The organism is Bradyrhizobium sp. CCBAU 25338, assembly GCF_028128965.1.
Lineage (GTDB): Bacteria > Pseudomonadota > Alphaproteobacteria > Rhizobiales > Xanthobacteraceae > Bradyrhizobium > Bradyrhizobium liaoningense.
Genome location: NZ_LFKY01000043.1, coordinates 235,125 through 250,637, shown reverse-complemented (window position 1 = coordinate 250,637; position 15,513 = coordinate 235,125). Strand labels below are relative to the sequence as shown.

Genomic DNA, 15,513 nt, shown 5'->3' with positions numbered 1-15,513 from the left:
TAGAGCGTGTGATCGCGCGCATCTAGATTGGCACCCCCAAGATCATTGCCTCGATATGCACGTAAAGTCTTTTGAGATTGCTGGCCTGACCGAGGAGTCGGGTCTGTCGAAGACAATCGCCACCCTTCAATTTGAGTTTTGGGGCCCGCTGACAGGCTATGGCTCGGCCGCCGACTACGAGCAGTTCCTTTGCCGTGCGGCTCGGTCGCACCAATTGCCGGAAGTTCTGGTCGCCCGGCGCGGCACGACCTTTGTTGGCTCGGTCAATCTGCTCGCCAGCGAGATGACGATACGTCCTGCACTTTCGCCGTGGATGGCGCAGCTGTTCGTGCCCGGCAGCGAGCGTAGTCAAGGTGTCGGAAACGCACTCATTGAAGCCGCTGTGGTAAGGGCTGCAGAGCTGGGCTATCGACGGCTATATCTCTACACCTCGGGGACTTTGCCGGGCTATTACGCTTCCCGCCGCTGGCAGCCGATCGAGGAGGCCGAATATCTCGGCAAGAGGCGCGTCATCATGGCTTACGATCTGGCTTGATAGCCAAAAGGAAGATGCACTCAAGCTGTCCCGCTGGTGTGAGCCGTACGCCGTGGCCCCTGCGTCGACCAATTCAACGCCGATCTCTTGAATTGCGCAGCATTCTCCGTCACGGATCTACGGCCGCGAGCATGTCGGGAATGCTGACAAACTTCTCCCGGGGCTTGCCGAGCGCGGCTCCCTTGCGCTTCTCGGCCGCGTCGATCGTGCGCCAATCCTGATAGCTCACGATGCGTGCGACGCGGCCGGTCAGGCGCGCAAGCAGTGCGTCAGGCGTATCCGAGCGCGGCCGTCGATGGGTGATATCCGCCAGGACGGCCTCTGCGGTCGCAATCCCGCAGCCGCGATTGGTGCCGATCGTGCCGTTCGGTCCGCGCTTGCTCCATCCGCAGACATAGAGGCCCTCGATCACCGAACCATCGACTGCGACACGTCCGTCGACGTTCGCATGCACGCCGCGATGCGCGTCATAGGGAACCCCAGCCACCGGCGTGGTCTTCCGGCCGACGCTGCTGAGCGAGAGGCCGCATGCGATGTCCTCGATAGCGCCCGATTCCTGCTTGAACGCGATGGCCTCCAGGCGGTCTCGTCCTCGGAGCGCGACGGGTGACAGACGAAATCGAAAAACGCAGCGCCGCGGCTTCGTCACGGCGGCCTGCCAGAACGCGCGCAGCAACGACAATTTTTCGGTCAGCTCCGGATCGTCGGGAGATCGCGGCTCGAATTCATCGGAGCTGACGTTGCTCATGTCGACGCATGTGTCGCATGTGCTAAGTTCGAGAAAGTCACGCAATTCCTTTGCGGTGAATCTGGCCTGCGCCGGTCCGCCGCGGCCGACGACGTGGATTTCGCGGATCCGGCTCTCAGCCAGCACGTCGAGCGCGTGGCGAGCGATGTCGGTCCGGCGCAGCTCGTCCGCGGTCTTGCCGAGGATGCGCGCCACGTCGAGAGCGACGTTGCCATGGCCGATGACGATCGCGGTCTCATGATGAAGATCGAACCGCAGATCCGCAAACTGCGGATGTCCGTTGTACCACGCGACGAAATCGCCCGCCGTGTGGCTGCCCGGGAGTGCTTCACCGGGGATGTCGAGCGCCCGGCTCAGTTCCGCGCCCGTCGCGAGCACGACGGCGTCATAGGCCTCGCGCAGCTCGTCGATCGTGAGGTCGTCTCCGATGGTCACGCCGCCGATGAAGCGAAACCCGGGCATGGCGGCGATCCGGTCGAAGGCCGTTGTGACCTGCTTGAGCTTCGGATGGTCGGGGGCCACGCCGAACCGCACCAGCCCGTACGGCACCGGGAGCCGTTCGAACATGTCGACAGTCACGGGTACGCCCGAGCGCAACAGGGCCTCGGTGGTGTAGAAGCCGCTCGGTCCGCTGCCGACGACGGCGATGCGGTTTTCGTTTGCAGCGGATCCCGTCATCGGCCGAGCGCCTGCCTGCGTTCATCGGCCCCTGGCAGGGCCGGCAGGCGCGCACTGATGACGGGAGTTTCAGTCGCGCGCTTGCGGTTGACGTCGATCCAGTACTTCTTGTCCGCGGCGAGGCGATAGTCGGGCTCGATCGCGCCGACCGGGCAAGCCGGCGCGCAGCCACCGCAATCGATGCAGTTTTCCGGATCGATGTAGGTCATGGCGTCGTCGACGTGGAAACACTCCACGGGACAGACGGTCACGCATTCGGTGTATCGGCAGCCGCGGCAATTGTCGGTGACCACATATGTCATCGTCAGGCCCCACTGACCTGAACGAGGATGTCCGAGAACGTTGGGGCGCGGCCGAGGTCGGCGAAGGCGGGAGGCGTCAGCACGTGAACCGTCGCGCCCCGGCGATTGGACCGCTGCCAGTAGCCGGACGGGGCCACCACCACACCCGGCATGACGTCGGCCGAAACGGTCGCGAAGGCCTCGAACGCGCCACGGTCGTTGAACACGCGAATGGGCGCGCCCGCGACGATGCCGCGCTGTGCCGCATCGTCCGGATTGAGGAGCACCGCCTGTTCCTCGCCCGCCTGCGCGGTCTGCGCCGGCAGGTTGCCGTAGTTCGAATTCAGGAAGGCGTGGCTCTTCGGCGAGATCAGGCTGAGCGGATAGCGCGTTGCGAGCATGGGCGCGGTGCGCGGGTTCTCGTTCGGCGGGATGTAGTGGGGCAGAGGATCGACCGGCGCGGCGTCCTGATCGCCGTTGTAGCCCTGGCGGAACAGCGGCACCACGAAGTTGCCGCCGGCGGCGATGGTCGAGCTGAATTCGCACTTCCCCGATGCGGTCGGAAAATTGCCCTCGCGGTGCGGCGCCCAGTCGGCCGGCGCGGGCATGTTGAGGCGCGCATAGCCCTTGGCCTTGACGTCATCGAGCGTGATGCCTGCGAGCACCGGGCTGCTCCAGTCGAGGGAGGCCTCGATGATCTCGTCGTCGCTCCGGAAGAAGGAGGGGTCGGTGATGCCCATCGCGCGCGCGAGCCGGCGGAACAGCTCGGTGTTGGACACGGCTTCGCCGAGCGGCGCGATCGCCTGGTTGTTGTACGACAGATAGAGATGCCCCCAGGAGAACATGATGTCCTTCTGCTCGAGCTGCGTGGTCGCGGGCAGAACGATGTCGGCGTATTTGGCGGTGTCGGTCAGGAAGTGCTCGCTGACGACGGTGAAGAGATCCTCGCGTTCCAGTCCCTTTTCGAGCTTGCCCTGTTCGGTCACCATCGCCATCGGATTGGCGTTGTAGACGAACAGCGCCTTGATCGGCGGATCGAAGCCGAGCTCGCCCGTCAGCGCCGCTCCGAGGCGCCAGGAATTGAGCACGCGCATCTTCTCCGGCTGGAGATCGGGACGCATCAGCACGTCCCATCTGACCGGGAACGCCCAGATCGGGAGCTGGAGCAGCCCGCCGCCGACGTGCTTCCAGGCGCCGATCAGTCCCGGAAGACAGGCGATCGCGCGCACGGTCTGACCGCCGCCGGCATGCCGTTCGACCGCGACGCCAATGCGCACGACGGCCGGAGGTGTCGTTGCATATTCCCGCGCCAGCTTGACGATGTCGTCGACGGGAATGCCGGTTTCCTGCGAGGCGAATTCGGGTGTGTAGCTGGACGCCCGTTCGGCCAGCTCGTCGTAGCCCACGGTGTATTTGTCGATATAGTCGCGATCGACCAGATTCTCCTTGATGATGACGTGGATCATCGCGAGCGCCAGCGCGGCATCGGTGCCGGGACGGATCGGAATATGCCAGTCGGCGAGGCGCGCGGTGCGGGTGCGGACCGGATCGATCACCACGAGCTTGGCGCCGGCCTTTTTCGCCTGCTCGATGAACGGCCAGTGATGCGAGTTCGTGCTCAGCGTGTTGCAGGCCCACAGGATGATGTACTTCGAGTGCACGAAGCTCTCGGGATCGACGCCCGGCGTGTGCCCGATCGTCATCATGTACGCGGTGCAAGAGCCGGAATCGCAGAAGGTGCGCTCCAGAACCGTCGCGCCGAGCTTGTTGAAGAGGGGATCGCCGACGTTCAGCCCATTGATGATGCCCTGCGTGCCCAGATAGCTGTAGGGCAGGATGGCCTGCGCGCCGTCCTCGGCAATGACGGATGTCCAGCGCGCCGCGATGGTCTCCAGGGCTTCCTCCCAGGAGATCCGCTGGAACTGCCTGGTGCCCTTCGGTCCGACGCGTTTGAGCGGATACAGGACGCGCTTGTCACTGTAGACGCGCTCCTCGTAGTTGTTGACCTTGACGCAAAGCCGTCCACGCGTGAACGGATGATCGGGATTGCCGCGGACGGCGACGGCCTTGCCGTCCTCGACCGTGGTCAGAATCGAGCAGGTGTCCGGGCAATCGTGGGGGCATGCGCCGATGACCGTGGTCCTTGCCATGGATCTCTCCGCTTCCTGATTTGAGGCAATCCGAAGGATGCGGTCGCCGGGCCCGGCCTGGCTTTTCAAAACGTGCGGTGTTGTTGTCCCAGCCTGCTCTCGGCCGGTGGACGCCCGGGCCGGTCTCTGGCATGTTAATTGCTGGACCCGGCACTACCTTTACCCGCACATCGCGTTATCTGACGGAGAGACACGATGGGTATGCTCGGCAATTCTGTCGATAAATATGTTACCGGCAGAATGCTTCAGACCTCCAATGAGCGGCGATGGTCGCACCTGCTCGCGGAGCGGTGGAGCCATGATCCGGGCGATCTGCCGCCGCAATTGCCGCGCGACACCGAGATCGCGATCCTGCTGCGCGGCAACTCGGTCGTCGATCGGGAAGGTGCAGGCATGCGGCAGCGCACTTTCGGCAGAAGGGGCACCGTGTGGCTATGTCCGGCCGGCATCCGCGAGGACTTCATCCGCGTCGAGAACCGGATGCAGGAGTGCCTGCATATCTTTCTTCCCGGACACCCGTTCGACGACACTATGCTTCGGGATCTCGACATCGATCCGTCCGGAATGTCGATCCGCTACGAGAGCATCGACCACGACATCTTCATCGAGCACGTCGCGGACCGGATCCTCGGCGAGCTGGAGCATGAGACCTCGACCGGCCGCCTCCTGATCGAGAGCCTGGGGCGGGCCCTGTCGGCTCATCTGGTGCACAGTTATGCGGCCACCTCGGTCCGTCTGAAGCAATCCCATGCCGTCCAGAAGCCGCTCGACGCCAAGCGGCTGTCGCGCGTGACGGAGTTCATCGCGGCGTCCGTCGATCGCGATTTCACGGTGAAGGATCTGGCGTCGGTGGCGTGCATGAGCCCGGCGCATTTCTCCCGCAGCTTCAAGGCGGCGACCGGCGCGGCGCCGCATGAATATGTCAGCCGTCAGCGCCTCGACCTCGCCAGGAGCCTCTTGTCGACCAGCGATCGTCCGCTGGTCGACATTGCTTACGCCACGGGATTTTCGTCGCAGGCCAATTTCAACCGCGCCTTCCGCAAGGCGGTCGGGACGACGCCGAGCCTGTATCGGGCGCAGAAGGTTCGGGACTGAGGCCTCCCTCCGTCACGGGAGGGCGGACCTCGCCGCAAGAGCCATGTCTTGGTCGAGAACGCGGAGCCGAGCGGTCGTCTCCGCGATCGTCACCCCATGCGCGACGGGTCAGGATTGACTTCGAAAAATGCGAATAAGCGCAACAACTTGGCTACTGTGCATGGGGTTGTTTTCGATGTTTTTGTTCAGGGAGGCTTCGATCTTGCTGCGGGCGAGCGGCCGAGCTCAGCTGTGCGGTCCGCGCAATTGCGCCGTCAGCCTGTCCATCGCCTCCGCCACGTCACGCCACTGCGACAGCCAACTGCGCGGAAAGCGGAAGGTGAGGTCGGCGCCGCCGACGCGGCGCTCTGAGAGACACATGCCGGGTGTCGCCGCATCGCGGGTACAGCGCGCGGTCAGCGCGGGGTTTGCCGCGGAATAGAGATCCTCGCTGCCGTAAGGCGTGTCGGTGCGGAACATCCGCATCGTCAGCCCGTCCACGGGCATGGTCGCGGCCTGATCGAGATAGCGCGGATAGATCGTGGCCGTCCGCTGCTCGGGCGAGAGCGCATCGTGATGGGCCGCGATCGACAGGAAGATGCGGTCGATCGATTGCACCGCCGCTTCCACCGTGTCGGCGGTGACGTGCTTCGGCGCGCCGGGCGGCTCCAGGGAGGGATAGAGGAAGTCGAGATCGATGCGCTCCTGCGGCCCCGAGTGCCGCTGGATCTTCATGCGGATCGCGGTCACCGGCAGGTTGAACAGCGTGCCGCCGATGCTCACCGGCAGCTTGTCCGGGGCGTTCGCGCCCCTGCTGCCCCAGGTCGGCCACAACAAATAGGCGACGAGCGCAACCGCGCATGCCGCGGCAGTGCCTCCGAGTACGATCGGGACGACATGCGCGCGGGTATGCGTGCGGGGGGACCTGAGGGGAGCTGCCGAAAACACCGTCATGAATTGCGCAAGTCGAGCCGGAGGTCGGCCGATGGCCGACGAATCAGCGCGAATATGCCACGCGAGGGCGGTTTCGCGGAGCATTCCCGGCTGCGGGAGGCGGGGACGGCCCTGCGCGGGGCGGCCGGCCGCGTTAACCTTCCCTTAAGGATAATGTAGCGTTAACCGGCACTCTTTGTCACAGGTGGGCTCCGGCGTTGCGTGAAGTGCGGACTGCTCCGATGACACCTGAAGCTCTCAATACCTTCTTCTCGATCTGCATCGGTTTCGCGCTCGCTGGCGCGCTCGTGAACGGCTACCAGGCGCTCGCGCAACGGCCCGCCGGCTTCGGCCTGTTGCAGGATGGCGTGGCGCCGAAAACTTTCGCGGCGGTTCCGTTCCTGGTGTTCGCCGCGCCCTTCATCATCATGCGCAACACGCTGCGCGGCGTGCAGGTGGAAAGCCGCCGCGTGGAATTCGTGATGATGGCGACCGTCATCGCCGGCTTCTGGAGCATGATGAGCGGCACCTTCTTTCTGATGACGCTGCGCGCGGCCGGCATTCTGGTCTGACGCCGCGCTTTGAGTGCGGCCGGCCCTTTGCCTCCAGGCCGCCGTTTCGCTATGGCTGGGTCAACCCGACAGGAGACCTTGATGGCGATCTACGAGCTCGACGGGCAGGCGCCCGATCTTCCCGCCGACGGCGACTATTTCATCGCGGAGACCGCGACCGTGATCGGCCGCGTGCGCCTGAAGCCGGGTGCGAGCGTCTGGTTCGGCGCCGTGCTGCGCGGCGACAACGAGTGGATCGAGATCGGCGAGGGCGCCAACGTGCAGGACGGCTCGACCTGCCATACCGATCTCGGCTTTCCGCTTCACGTCGGCAGGAACTGCACGGTCGGCCACAATGTCATCCTGCATGGCTGCACCATCGAAGAGGGCGCCCTTGTCGGCATGGGCTCGATCGTGATGAACGGCGCCAGGGTCGGCCGCAACAGCATTGTCGGCGCCGGTTCCGTCATCCCCGAGGGCAAGGAATTTCCTGAACGTTCCCTCATCATCGGCTCGCCGGCGCGGGTGGTCCGCACGCTCGACGACGCCCAGGTGCAGCGAATGGGAAGCGCGGCCAAGTTCTATGTCGCCAACGGCCCGCGCTTCAAGAAGGGCCTGAAGCGGATCGGTTGACGCATCGCGGTGCGGCGCGGAGTGCACATCAATCAGCCCGGCAGTTGCCCGCGAATGGGGCTCCAACGATGCAGACCGTGCATTGCGCGGCGAACGCGACAGCGTTGCGCCTGAGACGCCTGTACCGGAACCTGTCTTCACCGCGTCGGTTGACCGGTAAAGGAGGACTTCCGATGGCAAGCTCATCTGCAGGCGGTTCAATCAAGACTACGATCATGATCCTCGCAGTCGCAGCGATGCCCGCCCTATCGTTCGCGCAAACGACCGGCGGGTCAGCCGGATCGAGCGGCGGCTCAGTGGGATCGACGGGAGGCTCGGTAGGATCGACCGGAGGCCTTGCCAATTCGCCAGTTCCGCCGCCCGGTACCAACAGCCTGGGTACGGCTCAGTCATCCGGCCCCGGCTCCGGAGTCACCACCGGCACCGGCGGAGGTGAGGCGGCCGATGCCGCCGTCAACGCCGAGAACAAGCAGCTCGACAGGAAGATCAAGAGCATCTGCCGCGGCTGCTGACGCTCGCGCGGAAGTGAGACAGCGTGGCTGTCACGAGTTCCCAACTGACGTTAGCTTGGTCCTGCTTTGAAGCGTGGAGTGTGTCCACGCGGAGGATCGAGTGATGTTTCGCAAGATGATCGTGGCGGCGCTGACTGTGGCGGCGCTCGGACTATTGGCGCCGCAGGCGGCCGAGGCGCGCGGCGGCTTCGGACATGGTGGAGGCTTCCATGGCGGCGGCTTCCATGGTGGAGGCTTTCGTGGCGGTGGCTTCCATGGCGGAGGCTGGGGGCATCGCCCCTGGCGTGGCGGCGGCTTCTGGCCAGGTGTCGCAATCGGCGCGGGTTTCGTCGGTGCCGGCTACTACGGCGGCTATTACGGCTACGGTTATCCCTACTACGGGGATCCCTACTATTACGGCCCCGGCTACAACGACGGTTACGGCGGCTGCTATGTCGCGCGGAAGCGCGTCATGACGCCATCGGGATGGCGGTACCGTCGGGTCGACGTCTGCGAGTGAGACCGCAATAACCTGTTAAAGAACAAGGCCGTTGACGCAGTATACCGTCAACGACCTTGCCAGCCCCGGATATTGAAATCGGCTCACGCCATCCGGTAGCCGCCAACATCGCGCGGAATCCTACGGGCGAATGTGATCCAGTTCACAAGTGGCGAAAATAAAGTTCCCGCGGCTGTCGGCTCAGCTGCGCGACCGCTTGCGCGCGCTGGCCTGGACGCGGTGCCGCGCCGGTTTCCTGCGGGTAACCGACGGTGTCTCGACCTCGGTCGCCCGCGCACTGGCAAATGACTGCCGCAAGCCGTCGATGGATTCGTTCAGGGCGGTGACCTGCTCTGACAGGCGCTTGGTGTCGGCCTGTTGCGCGGCGAGCAGCCGCTTCATGGTCAGGAGCTGATCCTGCACCACCTGGAGCTGGTCGATCGATTCCTGCTGGGTCGCCTCCAGACCCTTGGTCTTCTCGACCAACTGCTCGGACGCCTGGGCCGCGCGGGCCTGGAGCTGCCGCGATGCAACCATGCGGTCGCTCTCAGGGGCGGCGCCGGTATAGGCACGCCAGATCGCGATTGAAGTCACGCCCGCGATCAGGAGCAGGAGGGCTGCAGCGGTCAGCGCAATGGGCTGGCCCCCAAGGCGAAGGAGGGAGGTGGACGGTGTGTCCCGGGCGAGATCGATCATCGCTGACAAAACCCAAATGGAAACTTGGTGAATGGCGAAGACCGGCAACCCAGAGGCCACCGGGGCGTCCCGAAAGCCTTAGGTTTCGGCAAGGAATAGGACCAAAAAGAGGCTGGTTGGGATTAATGGGACGGGCGGGTGCAAAAAGAGGTTCAATAACACCCTTTTTGCCGCTTTTTCGCGAGATTCGCTCAATCCGGTCGCAGGCGTCCCGAAGGACGCGTTGCTGATCCGGTCGTCGGGGCTGCGCTCGTCAGTGATTCCGCATCAGAATCGGTAGGCGAGGCCGACCGCCGCGGTGCGGGTGCGGGCCGGGCACACTGACTCTGTGCTCATCGCGTCCATAGGTATCTGCTGCTGCGCCTACGGCTGAAACTGCGACAACAATCCATCATAGGGCTTCGATCGCGGCGCGCCATAGGGCCCGAGCCGGGAGGTCTTCAGCCCGAGCCGCACGATCGATTCCGCCAGCGTCACCGCAGCAGTGACGCCGTCGACCACGGGCAGGCCGTGCGTGGTGGCGAGTTCGGTGGCGAGGTCGGCCATGCCGGCGCAGCCGAGCACGATGGCCTCGGCCCGGTCGTCGCGGATCGCGGCAGTGATCTCCGCCGAAATTTTGCCGAGCGCATCGGTGTTGCGCTCTTCCAGTGCCAGCACGGGCACTTCGGCCGCGCGGACGCGAGCGCAGCGCTCGGCGAGGCCGTATTTCCGCAAGTTGTGCTCGATCGGCACGATGGACACACCGAGCGTCGTCACCACGGCGAAGCGCGCGGCGATCAGGCTCGCCATGTGGAAGCCTGCTTCGCCGATGCCGATCACCGGCGCCTTTGCGGCGGCGCGCGCAGCGTCGAGGCCGGTGTCGTCGAAGCAGGCGATGACGTGCGCGTTTGCACCGTCGCGGTCGGCTTCGCGGATGCAGCCGAGCATGCCGGGGACCGCGAAGGCTTCGTCGTAGAATCCCTCGATCGAGACCGGACCCATCGTCGGCTGACGCGCGTCGATCACCGTGCCGGGCAGGGCGACGCTGCGCGCCGCAGCGGCGATCTTTGCCGTCATCGACGCGGTGGTGTTGGGGTTGACAACGTGAAGCCGCATCAGATCAGACAGGTTCCCTCTCAGACGAGCCCCTTGCCGGCGTCCGAACCCTTGGCCGCCTGCCGCTTGTTGAGCACGTGGATGGTGCCGAGCGCAAGCGAGATCACAGTGAACGAGACGGCCGAGATCACGGTGCCGAGCGCATAGATGTCGGGGTTCGTCACGGTGGTGGTGAGGCCCTGCAGATCGAGCGGCAATGTATTCACCGCGCCGATGGCCTGGCTGGAGCGGGCGAGCTCGTCCCAGGACAGCGTGAAGCCGAACAGGCCGATGCCGATCACCGACGGCAGGATGATCGGCAGCACGACGTGACGGAAGGTCTGCCATGGTGTCGCGCCGAGATCGCGCGCGGCTTCCTCGAGGCGCGGGTCGAAACGGTTGAAGATCGCGAACATGATGAGCAGCCCGAACGGCAGCGTCCAGGTCAGGTGCGCGCCGAGCCCGGAGGTGAGCAGGCCCATCGAGGTTTCGAAATTCTCGTTCCAATGCGCCTTGATCAGATCGTCGATGATGCGGAATTCCAGCGAGATGCCGAGCGAGGTGATGATCGAGGGCACGATCAGGCTCGCGATCGCCGAATAGAACAGGATGCTTTGCGCCTTGAATCTACGGCGGAACGCCATGCCGGCGGCGACCGACAGCACGACGGTGACGATCATCACGATGACGCCGAGCAACAGCGAGCGGCGGAAGGCCGCGCCGAGATCGACGATGCCGGTGCCCTGAAACAGTTTCGCGATCCAGAAGGTCGAGACGCCGTTCATCGGGAAGGTGAGGCCGCCTTGCGGCCCCTGGAACGACAGCACGTAGATCGCGATCATCGGTCCGTAGAGAAACAATACGTAGGCCGCGAAGAAGATCGCGAGCACGTAGAAAGAGCGCGGGCGTCCTTCCTTCATGCTCTAAAGCTCCTTCTTGATGTCGACGATGCGCGACATCATGGTGATGATCAGGAAGGTGATCGCGAGCAGGATCACCGCGTTCGCGGCTGCGGCCGGGAACTGCAGCGCGTTCACGCGCGTCTCGATGATCTTGCCGGCGGCAGCGATCTGCTGGCCGCCCATCACGCCGATGGTGATGAAGTCGCCCATCACGATGGTGATGACGAAGATCGAGCCGATCACGATGCCGGGCTTTGCGAGGGGAATGATGACGTTGACGAGGGTCTGGAAGCCGGTGGCGCCGGCGTCATAGGCCGCCTCGATCAGCGACTTGTCGATGCGCACCATGGAATTGAAGATCGGCACCACCATGAAGAAGGTGAAGAGGTGCACCAGCGCCAGCACGACGGAGAACTCGGAGAACAGCAGCCATTCGATCGGATGGTTGATCAGGCCTGTCTTCATCAGGCCTGAGTTCACCAGGCCGTTGCGCCCGAGCAGCGGAATCCAGGCGATCATGCGGATCACGTTGGAGGTCCAGAACGGGATCGTGCACAGCAGCGACAATCCCATCTGCCAGGTCTTGGACTTGACGTGGAAGGCGAGGAAATAGGCGACCCAGAAGCCGATGAACAGCGTGATGGCCCAGACCAGGAAGCACAGCTTCAGCGTCTTCAGATAGGTCTTGCCGATGGTGCAGAGATCGGGGAGCTGCGCGAGACAGCCCTCGAAAGTGTCGGTGTAGCCGCGGCCAGAGAAAGCCGGCAGCAGCTGGTATTCATTGTAGTCCCAGAACGATACGATGACGACGAAGAGGAGCGGAATGAGGAAGAAGGCGAGAAACACCAGCATCATCGGCCCGGCCTGGAGCCAGGAGATGAAGGACGGCGATAGGCGCGTCGGCTTTGCGGCGCGCGCTGTGCCCGACCCCGGGATCAAGCCCGGGGTTGCCTGTTGCAGAACTTCTTCCGACATGTCCGTTACGCCGCGATGAACTCATTCCACTTGCGGACCATGTAGTCGTTCTCGTCCATCACAGCGTTCCAGCACGCGACCGCGCCCATGCGGTCTTCGTAGGAGCCGCCGTCACGCACGGCGCCCGCCTTTTCCAAGAGCGAACCGTCGGGCGCCTTGATGTCCTTCTCGGCCGGCTTGCCTTCCATCCAGTACGCCCACTCGTAGGGCTCCATATGCGCCTTCGCGGTGGAGAGGACGGCGGAGTAATAGCCCTGGCGATTGAGATAGGCGCCGGCATAGCCGGACAGGAACCAGTTGACGAACTCATAGGCCCATTCGAGCTTTGCACCCGAGACGCCCTTGGAGACGCAGAAGCCGGAGGCCCAGGAGCGGTAGCCTTCCTTCAGTGGCTGGAAGGTGCAGGCGATCCCCATCGAGCGCACCTTCGTCACCGCCGGCGACCACATCGATTGGATCACGGTCTCGCCCGAGGCCATCAGGTTGACGCTCTCGTTGAAATCCTTCCAGAAGGCGCGGAATTGACCGGCCTTCTTGGCTTCGGTCATGACCTTCATGGTGAGATCGATCTCTTCCTTGGTCATGTTGCCCTTGTCGGCATATTTGTACTTGCCGGAGGCTTCCACGACCATCGCGGCGTCCATGATGCCGATCGAGGGGATGTTGAGGATCGAGGCCTTGCCCTTGAACTCGGGGTTGAGCAGCTCGGACCAGGAATTGATCGGCCGCTTGATCAGGTCGGGGCGGATGCCCAGCGTGTCGGCGTTGTAGACGGTCGGGATCAGCGTCACGAATTCGGTCGCCGACGTTGCGAACTTCTTGGAGTCTTTGCCTTCGAGGTAGAGCACCTTCCAGGGTGCCGTGCCCTGGCCGCCGATCTTCTTGCCGCCTGGCGTCTCGCCCTTGGTGAAAACAGGCGTGATGTTGTCGAACTGTTTGATCTTCCTGGCGTCGAGCGCGAGGATGTTGCCCGACGGCACGATCTTCTTCAGCGAGAAATATTCGGTGTCCAGCACGTCGAAGGAGTTCGGCTGGGTCATCACGCGCTTGGTGACGTCGTCGGTGGTCGCGGTGATGTATTCGATCTTGATGCCGGTGTCCTTCAGGCACTGCTTGGCGATGTCGTCGCCCTCGTTCACGGCGGTGCCGAGATAGCGCAGCACCTTCGCGTCGGCCGACTTCACGTAGGGAAAGCCGGTGATCGCCCCCGAGCCGGCGGCAAGGCCGGCGAGACCTGCGGTGCCCTTGAGCACCGTGCGGCGGCTGACGCCCTTCGTCCTGGTGGTCTCGGTCATGTCGTCACTCCTCTGTTGCGCATTCCGGTGATTGATCGGCGCTATTGCAGGGGTTGCGCCTTGGCGGGATCCCAGGTGGCCAGCACGCGATCGCCCGGACGGAACGGGTGGACGTCGAAGGCGGCCTCGGGAAGGTGGGAGAACAGGGCGGTGCCGTCGTCGAGCGTGAGCGAGACGGCGATGTAGGAGCCCTGGTACTCGGTCTGGGTCAGCAGCGCCGGCGCGCCGAACGCGCCGTCAGCGAACGGCACGATGCCGAGCTGATCGGCGCGCACGGCGATGAGCTTGCCGGAGTCGCTGAGGACGTTGTGGCCGCCGATGAAGCGCGCCACGAATTCGGTGCGGGGATGATGGAAGATGTCGCGTGCCGTGCCCTGCTGCTCGATCCGGCCCTGGTTCATCACCACGATGTGGTCGGCGAGGGCCATCGCCTCTTCCTGACCGTGGGTGACCTGTATGAAGCTGATGCCGAGCTCGCGCTGCAGCCGCTTCAACTCGCCGCGCATCTTCACCCGCAGGAACGGATCCAGTGCGGAGAGCGGCTCGTCGAGCAGGAGGATCTGCGGCTCGGTGATCAGCGCGCGGGCGAGCGCCACGCGTTGCTGCTGGCCGCCGGAAAGCTGCGCCGGGAGACGGCCCGCATATTGGCTCATCGCGACCAGCTCGAGCAATTCGCCGGCGCGCTTGTGCCGCGTCGGCTTGTCGATGCCGCGCATCTTCAAGGCGAAGGCGACGTTGTCGAGCACGCTGAGGTGCGGAAACAGCGCGTAGGACTGAAACATCATCGCCGTGCCGCGCTTGGCCGGCTCGAGGTCGGTGACGTTCTGCGCGCCGAGGATGATGTCGCCCTCGCTGACCGCCTCGTGGCCCGCGATCATGCGCAGGGTCGACGTCTTGCCGCAGCCGGAGGGGCCGAGCAGGCAGCAATAGGTGCCGGCCGGGATCTTCAGGTTGACGTTGTCGACCGCCAGCGTGGTGTCGTAGCGCTTGGTGACGGCGACCAGTTCGAGAGTGGCGGGAGTGGCCATGGCGTGTCCGAGCAGGGGCGATGCTTCCCGCCTCTCTCCGCAAGCTCCGTGCCAACACCCCTCAGCCAACCGATTTCAGAAAACTGTGCAGTGGAGTCAGATCGTTAGGTCAACTCCGCCCCCGGCTGGCTGGCCGCCGCCGGCGCACCCCTCTGCACACAAAAAGGGCGCAGATTGTATAAAGTTTCGCCTGTGATTGGATACAGCTCGTCGACTACCATTCGGCCGAACGTCGCCGATCGAGCCCTCACACCAATGGCCGCCAAGACCCGCCCGAAATCCGATGCGCCAGATGCGAGCGATCGGGTCAGCCGTATCCGGGAGGGCGTGACCGCCGCGATCCTCGAACATCGCCTGCTGCCGGGCACGAAGCTGGGCGAGGACGAGATCGGCGACATCTACGGCGCGAGCCGCACGCTGGTGCGGACCGCGCTGCAGCAGCTCGCGCATGAGGGCATCGTCAACATCGAGAAGAACCGCGGCGCCTTCGTCGCGCGGCCTACGCCCGCCGACGCTCGCGAAGTGTTCGAGGCGCGGCGCCTGATCGAGCCCACCATCGTCGATCACGCGATCGATGCGGCGTCCCCGGCCTGGATCAATCGCCTGCAGCGCCATCTCACCGAGGAGCGCGAGGCGGAACTGCGCGGCGACGCGCGCGCCTCGGTGCGGCTCTCCGGCGAGTTTCATCGTCTCGTCGCCGAGATGAGCGGCCACAGCATCTATCTCGGATTCCTGAAGGAGCTGATCGCGCGCTCCTCGCTCATCATCCTGCTCTACCGCCGCCACGACACGCCGGCTTGCGGCACCGATCACCACGCCGGGATCGTCGAGGCGATCGGCCGGCGCGATGGCGAGGCCGCGCGCGCGCTGATGTTGTCGCATCTGCAGGAGATCGAGGCCGAACTGTTCCTGAAAGAGCTCGACGCCGCGGATAGGCGGCTCGCCGACGTGCTGGGCGCCTGAGCGGTCC

At 64.5% G+C, this 15,513-nt stretch carries 17 protein-coding genes; 7 read left to right on the top strand and 10 right to left on the bottom strand.

The window, feature by feature from the left end; genetic code table 11:
* Positions 1-55: 55 nt before the first annotated feature.
* On the top strand, positions 56-535 hold the full coding sequence (locus ACM42_RS34785) for a GNAT family N-acetyltransferase (RefSeq protein WP_271532716.1): 480 nt from the start codon (positions 56-58) through the stop codon (positions 533-535).
* 109 nt (positions 536-644) lie between these two features.
* Here ACM42_RS34785 and ACM42_RS34780 read toward each other — a convergent pair whose 3' ends face one another.
* The 3 genes from ACM42_RS34780 to ACM42_RS34770 are packed head-to-tail and all read right to left on the bottom strand — an operon-like array spanning position 645 to position 4,392.
* The gene (locus tag ACM42_RS34780) at positions 645-1,961 is read right to left on the bottom strand and encodes an FAD-dependent oxidoreductase (RefSeq protein WP_271532714.1); all 1,317 of its coding nucleotides are present in this window, start codon (positions 1,959-1,961) and stop codon (positions 645-647) included.
* On the bottom strand, positions 1,958-2,263 hold the full coding sequence (locus tag ACM42_RS34775) for a ferredoxin family protein (RefSeq protein WP_271532712.1): 306 nt from the start codon (positions 2,261-2,263) through the stop codon (positions 1,958-1,960). Before ACM42_RS34775 ends, ACM42_RS34780 begins: the two co-directional genes overlap by 4 nt.
* A 2-nt stretch (positions 2,264-2,265) precedes the next feature.
* Complete coding sequence (locus tag ACM42_RS34770) at positions 2,266-4,392, bottom strand: molybdopterin-containing oxidoreductase family protein (protein ID WP_271532710.1); 2,127 nt, start codon at positions 4,390-4,392, stop codon at positions 2,266-2,268.
* A gap of 195 nt (positions 4,393-4,587) precedes the next feature.
* Here ACM42_RS34770 and ACM42_RS34765 point away from each other — a divergent pair, with 195 nt between their 5' ends.
* The gene (locus ACM42_RS34765) at positions 4,588-5,487 is read left to right on the top strand and encodes an AraC family transcriptional regulator (protein ID WP_271532708.1); all 900 of its coding nucleotides are present in this window, start codon (positions 4,588-4,590) and stop codon (positions 5,485-5,487) included.
* 225 nt (positions 5,488-5,712) lie between these two features.
* Here the strand turns inward: ACM42_RS34765 and ACM42_RS34760 are convergent, their stop codons facing one another.
* Positions 5,713-6,420 carry a hypothetical protein gene (locus ACM42_RS34760; RefSeq protein ID WP_271532707.1) on the bottom strand — a complete coding sequence of 236 codons (708 nt, stop codon included), beginning with the start codon at positions 6,418-6,420 and terminating at the stop codon, positions 5,713-5,715.
* Between the two features lie 221 nt (positions 6,421-6,641).
* On the opposite strand from ACM42_RS34760, the gene ACM42_RS34755 reads away from it, so the two are divergent.
* The 4 genes from ACM42_RS34755 to ACM42_RS34740 all read left to right on the top strand — a co-directional run bounded on the left by ACM42_RS34755 (position 6,642) and on the right by ACM42_RS34740 (position 8,594).
* Positions 6,642-6,971 carry a DUF6949 family protein gene (locus ACM42_RS34755; RefSeq protein ID WP_028180891.1) on the top strand — a complete coding sequence of 110 codons (330 nt, stop codon included), beginning with the start codon at positions 6,642-6,644 and terminating at the stop codon, positions 6,969-6,971.
* An 81-nt stretch (positions 6,972-7,052) separates the two neighbouring features.
* Positions 7,053-7,583, top strand: coding sequence for a gamma carbonic anhydrase family protein (locus tag ACM42_RS34750; RefSeq protein ID WP_271532704.1), 531 nt, complete (start codon positions 7,053-7,055; stop codon positions 7,581-7,583).
* A gap of 173 nt (positions 7,584-7,756) precedes the next feature.
* The gene (locus ACM42_RS34745) at positions 7,757-8,095 is read left to right on the top strand and encodes a hypothetical protein (protein ID WP_271532702.1); all 339 of its coding nucleotides are present in this window, start codon (positions 7,757-7,759) and stop codon (positions 8,093-8,095) included.
* 103 nt (positions 8,096-8,198) lie between these two features.
* Positions 8,199-8,594 (top strand): hypothetical protein, encoded by a 396-nt coding sequence (locus ACM42_RS34740; protein WP_271532701.1) that lies wholly within the window; start codon positions 8,199-8,201, stop codon positions 8,592-8,594.
* Between the two features lie 180 nt (positions 8,595-8,774).
* On the opposite strand, the gene ACM42_RS34735 is transcribed toward ACM42_RS34740, so the two are convergent.
* The 6 genes from ACM42_RS34735 to ACM42_RS34710 form a co-directional block, all read right to left on the bottom strand.
* A complete protein-coding gene (locus tag ACM42_RS34735; RefSeq protein WP_271532700.1) occupies positions 8,775-9,269 on the bottom strand; it encodes a hypothetical protein in 495 nt (164 codons plus the stop codon).
* A 363-nt stretch (positions 9,270-9,632) separates the two neighbouring features.
* The gene (locus tag ACM42_RS34730; RefSeq protein ID WP_271532698.1) at positions 9,633-10,364 is read right to left on the bottom strand and encodes an aspartate/glutamate racemase family protein; all 732 of its coding nucleotides are present in this window, start codon (positions 10,362-10,364) and stop codon (positions 9,633-9,635) included.
* Between the two features lie 20 nt (positions 10,365-10,384).
* Entirely contained in the window at positions 10,385-11,263 is an 879-nt protein-coding gene (locus ACM42_RS34725; protein WP_271532696.1) for an ABC transporter permease, read from the bottom strand.
* Positions 11,264-11,266: 3 nt separating this feature from the next.
* Positions 11,267-12,220 carry an ABC transporter permease gene (locus ACM42_RS34720; RefSeq protein ID WP_271532695.1) on the bottom strand — a complete coding sequence of 318 codons (954 nt, stop codon included), beginning with the start codon at positions 12,218-12,220 and terminating at the stop codon, positions 11,267-11,269.
* Positions 12,221-12,225: 5 nt separating this feature from the next.
* Positions 12,226-13,515 carry an ABC transporter substrate-binding protein gene (locus tag ACM42_RS34715; protein ID WP_271532693.1) on the bottom strand — a complete coding sequence of 430 codons (1,290 nt, stop codon included), beginning with the start codon at positions 13,513-13,515 and terminating at the stop codon, positions 12,226-12,228.
* A 41-nt stretch (positions 13,516-13,556) separates the two neighbouring features.
* Positions 13,557-14,543 carry an ABC transporter ATP-binding protein gene (locus tag ACM42_RS34710; RefSeq protein ID WP_271532691.1) on the bottom strand — a complete coding sequence of 329 codons (987 nt, stop codon included), beginning with the start codon at positions 14,541-14,543 and terminating at the stop codon, positions 13,557-13,559.
* A gap of 255 nt (positions 14,544-14,798) precedes the next feature.
* Here ACM42_RS34710 and ACM42_RS34705 point away from each other — a divergent pair, with 255 nt between their 5' ends.
* The gene (locus ACM42_RS34705; RefSeq protein WP_271532689.1) at positions 14,799-15,506 is read left to right on the top strand and encodes a GntR family transcriptional regulator; all 708 of its coding nucleotides are present in this window, start codon (positions 14,799-14,801) and stop codon (positions 15,504-15,506) included.
* Positions 15,507-15,513: the final 7 nt, after the last annotated feature.

Coding starts and splice junctions, on each gene's coding strand:
- ACM42_RS34785 (WP_271532716.1), top strand. CDS start 56: ATGCACGTAAAGTCTTTTGAGATTGCTGGCCTGACCGAGGAGTCGGGT.
- ACM42_RS34780 (WP_271532714.1), bottom strand. CDS start 1,961: ATGACGGGATCCGCTGCAAACGAAAACCGCATCGCCGTCGTCGGCAGC.
- ACM42_RS34775 (WP_271532712.1), bottom strand. CDS start 2,263: ATGACATATGTGGTCACCGACAATTGCCGCGGCTGCCGATACACCGAA.
- ACM42_RS34770 (WP_271532710.1), bottom strand. CDS start 4,392: ATGGCAAGGACCACGGTCATCGGCGCATGCCCCCACGATTGCCCGGAC.
- ACM42_RS34765 (WP_271532708.1), top strand. CDS start 4,588: ATGGGTATGCTCGGCAATTCTGTCGATAAATATGTTACCGGCAGAATG.
- ACM42_RS34760 (WP_271532707.1), bottom strand. CDS start 6,420: ATGACGGTGTTTTCGGCAGCTCCCCTCAGGTCCCCCCGCACGCATACC.
- ACM42_RS34755 (WP_028180891.1), top strand. CDS start 6,642: ATGACACCTGAAGCTCTCAATACCTTCTTCTCGATCTGCATCGGTTTC.
- ACM42_RS34750 (WP_271532704.1), top strand. CDS start 7,053: ATGGCGATCTACGAGCTCGACGGGCAGGCGCCCGATCTTCCCGCCGAC.
- ACM42_RS34745 (WP_271532702.1), top strand. CDS start 7,757: ATGGCAAGCTCATCTGCAGGCGGTTCAATCAAGACTACGATCATGATC.
- ACM42_RS34740 (WP_271532701.1), top strand. CDS start 8,199: ATGTTTCGCAAGATGATCGTGGCGGCGCTGACTGTGGCGGCGCTCGGA.
- ACM42_RS34735 (WP_271532700.1), bottom strand. CDS start 9,269: ATGATCGATCTCGCCCGGGACACACCGTCCACCTCCCTCCTTCGCCTT.
- ACM42_RS34730 (WP_271532698.1), bottom strand. CDS start 10,364: ATGCGGCTTCACGTTGTCAACCCCAACACCACCGCGTCGATGACGGCA.
- ACM42_RS34725 (WP_271532696.1), bottom strand. CDS start 11,263: ATGAAGGAAGGACGCCCGCGCTCTTTCTACGTGCTCGCGATCTTCTTC.
- ACM42_RS34720 (WP_271532695.1), bottom strand. CDS start 12,220: ATGTCGGAAGAAGTTCTGCAACAGGCAACCCCGGGCTTGATCCCGGGG.
- ACM42_RS34715 (WP_271532693.1), bottom strand. CDS start 13,515: ATGACCGAGACCACCAGGACGAAGGGCGTCAGCCGCCGCACGGTGCTC.
- ACM42_RS34710 (WP_271532691.1), bottom strand. CDS start 14,543: ATGGCCACTCCCGCCACTCTCGAACTGGTCGCCGTCACCAAGCGCTAC.
- ACM42_RS34705 (WP_271532689.1), top strand. CDS start 14,799: ATGGCCGCCAAGACCCGCCCGAAATCCGATGCGCCAGATGCGAGCGAT.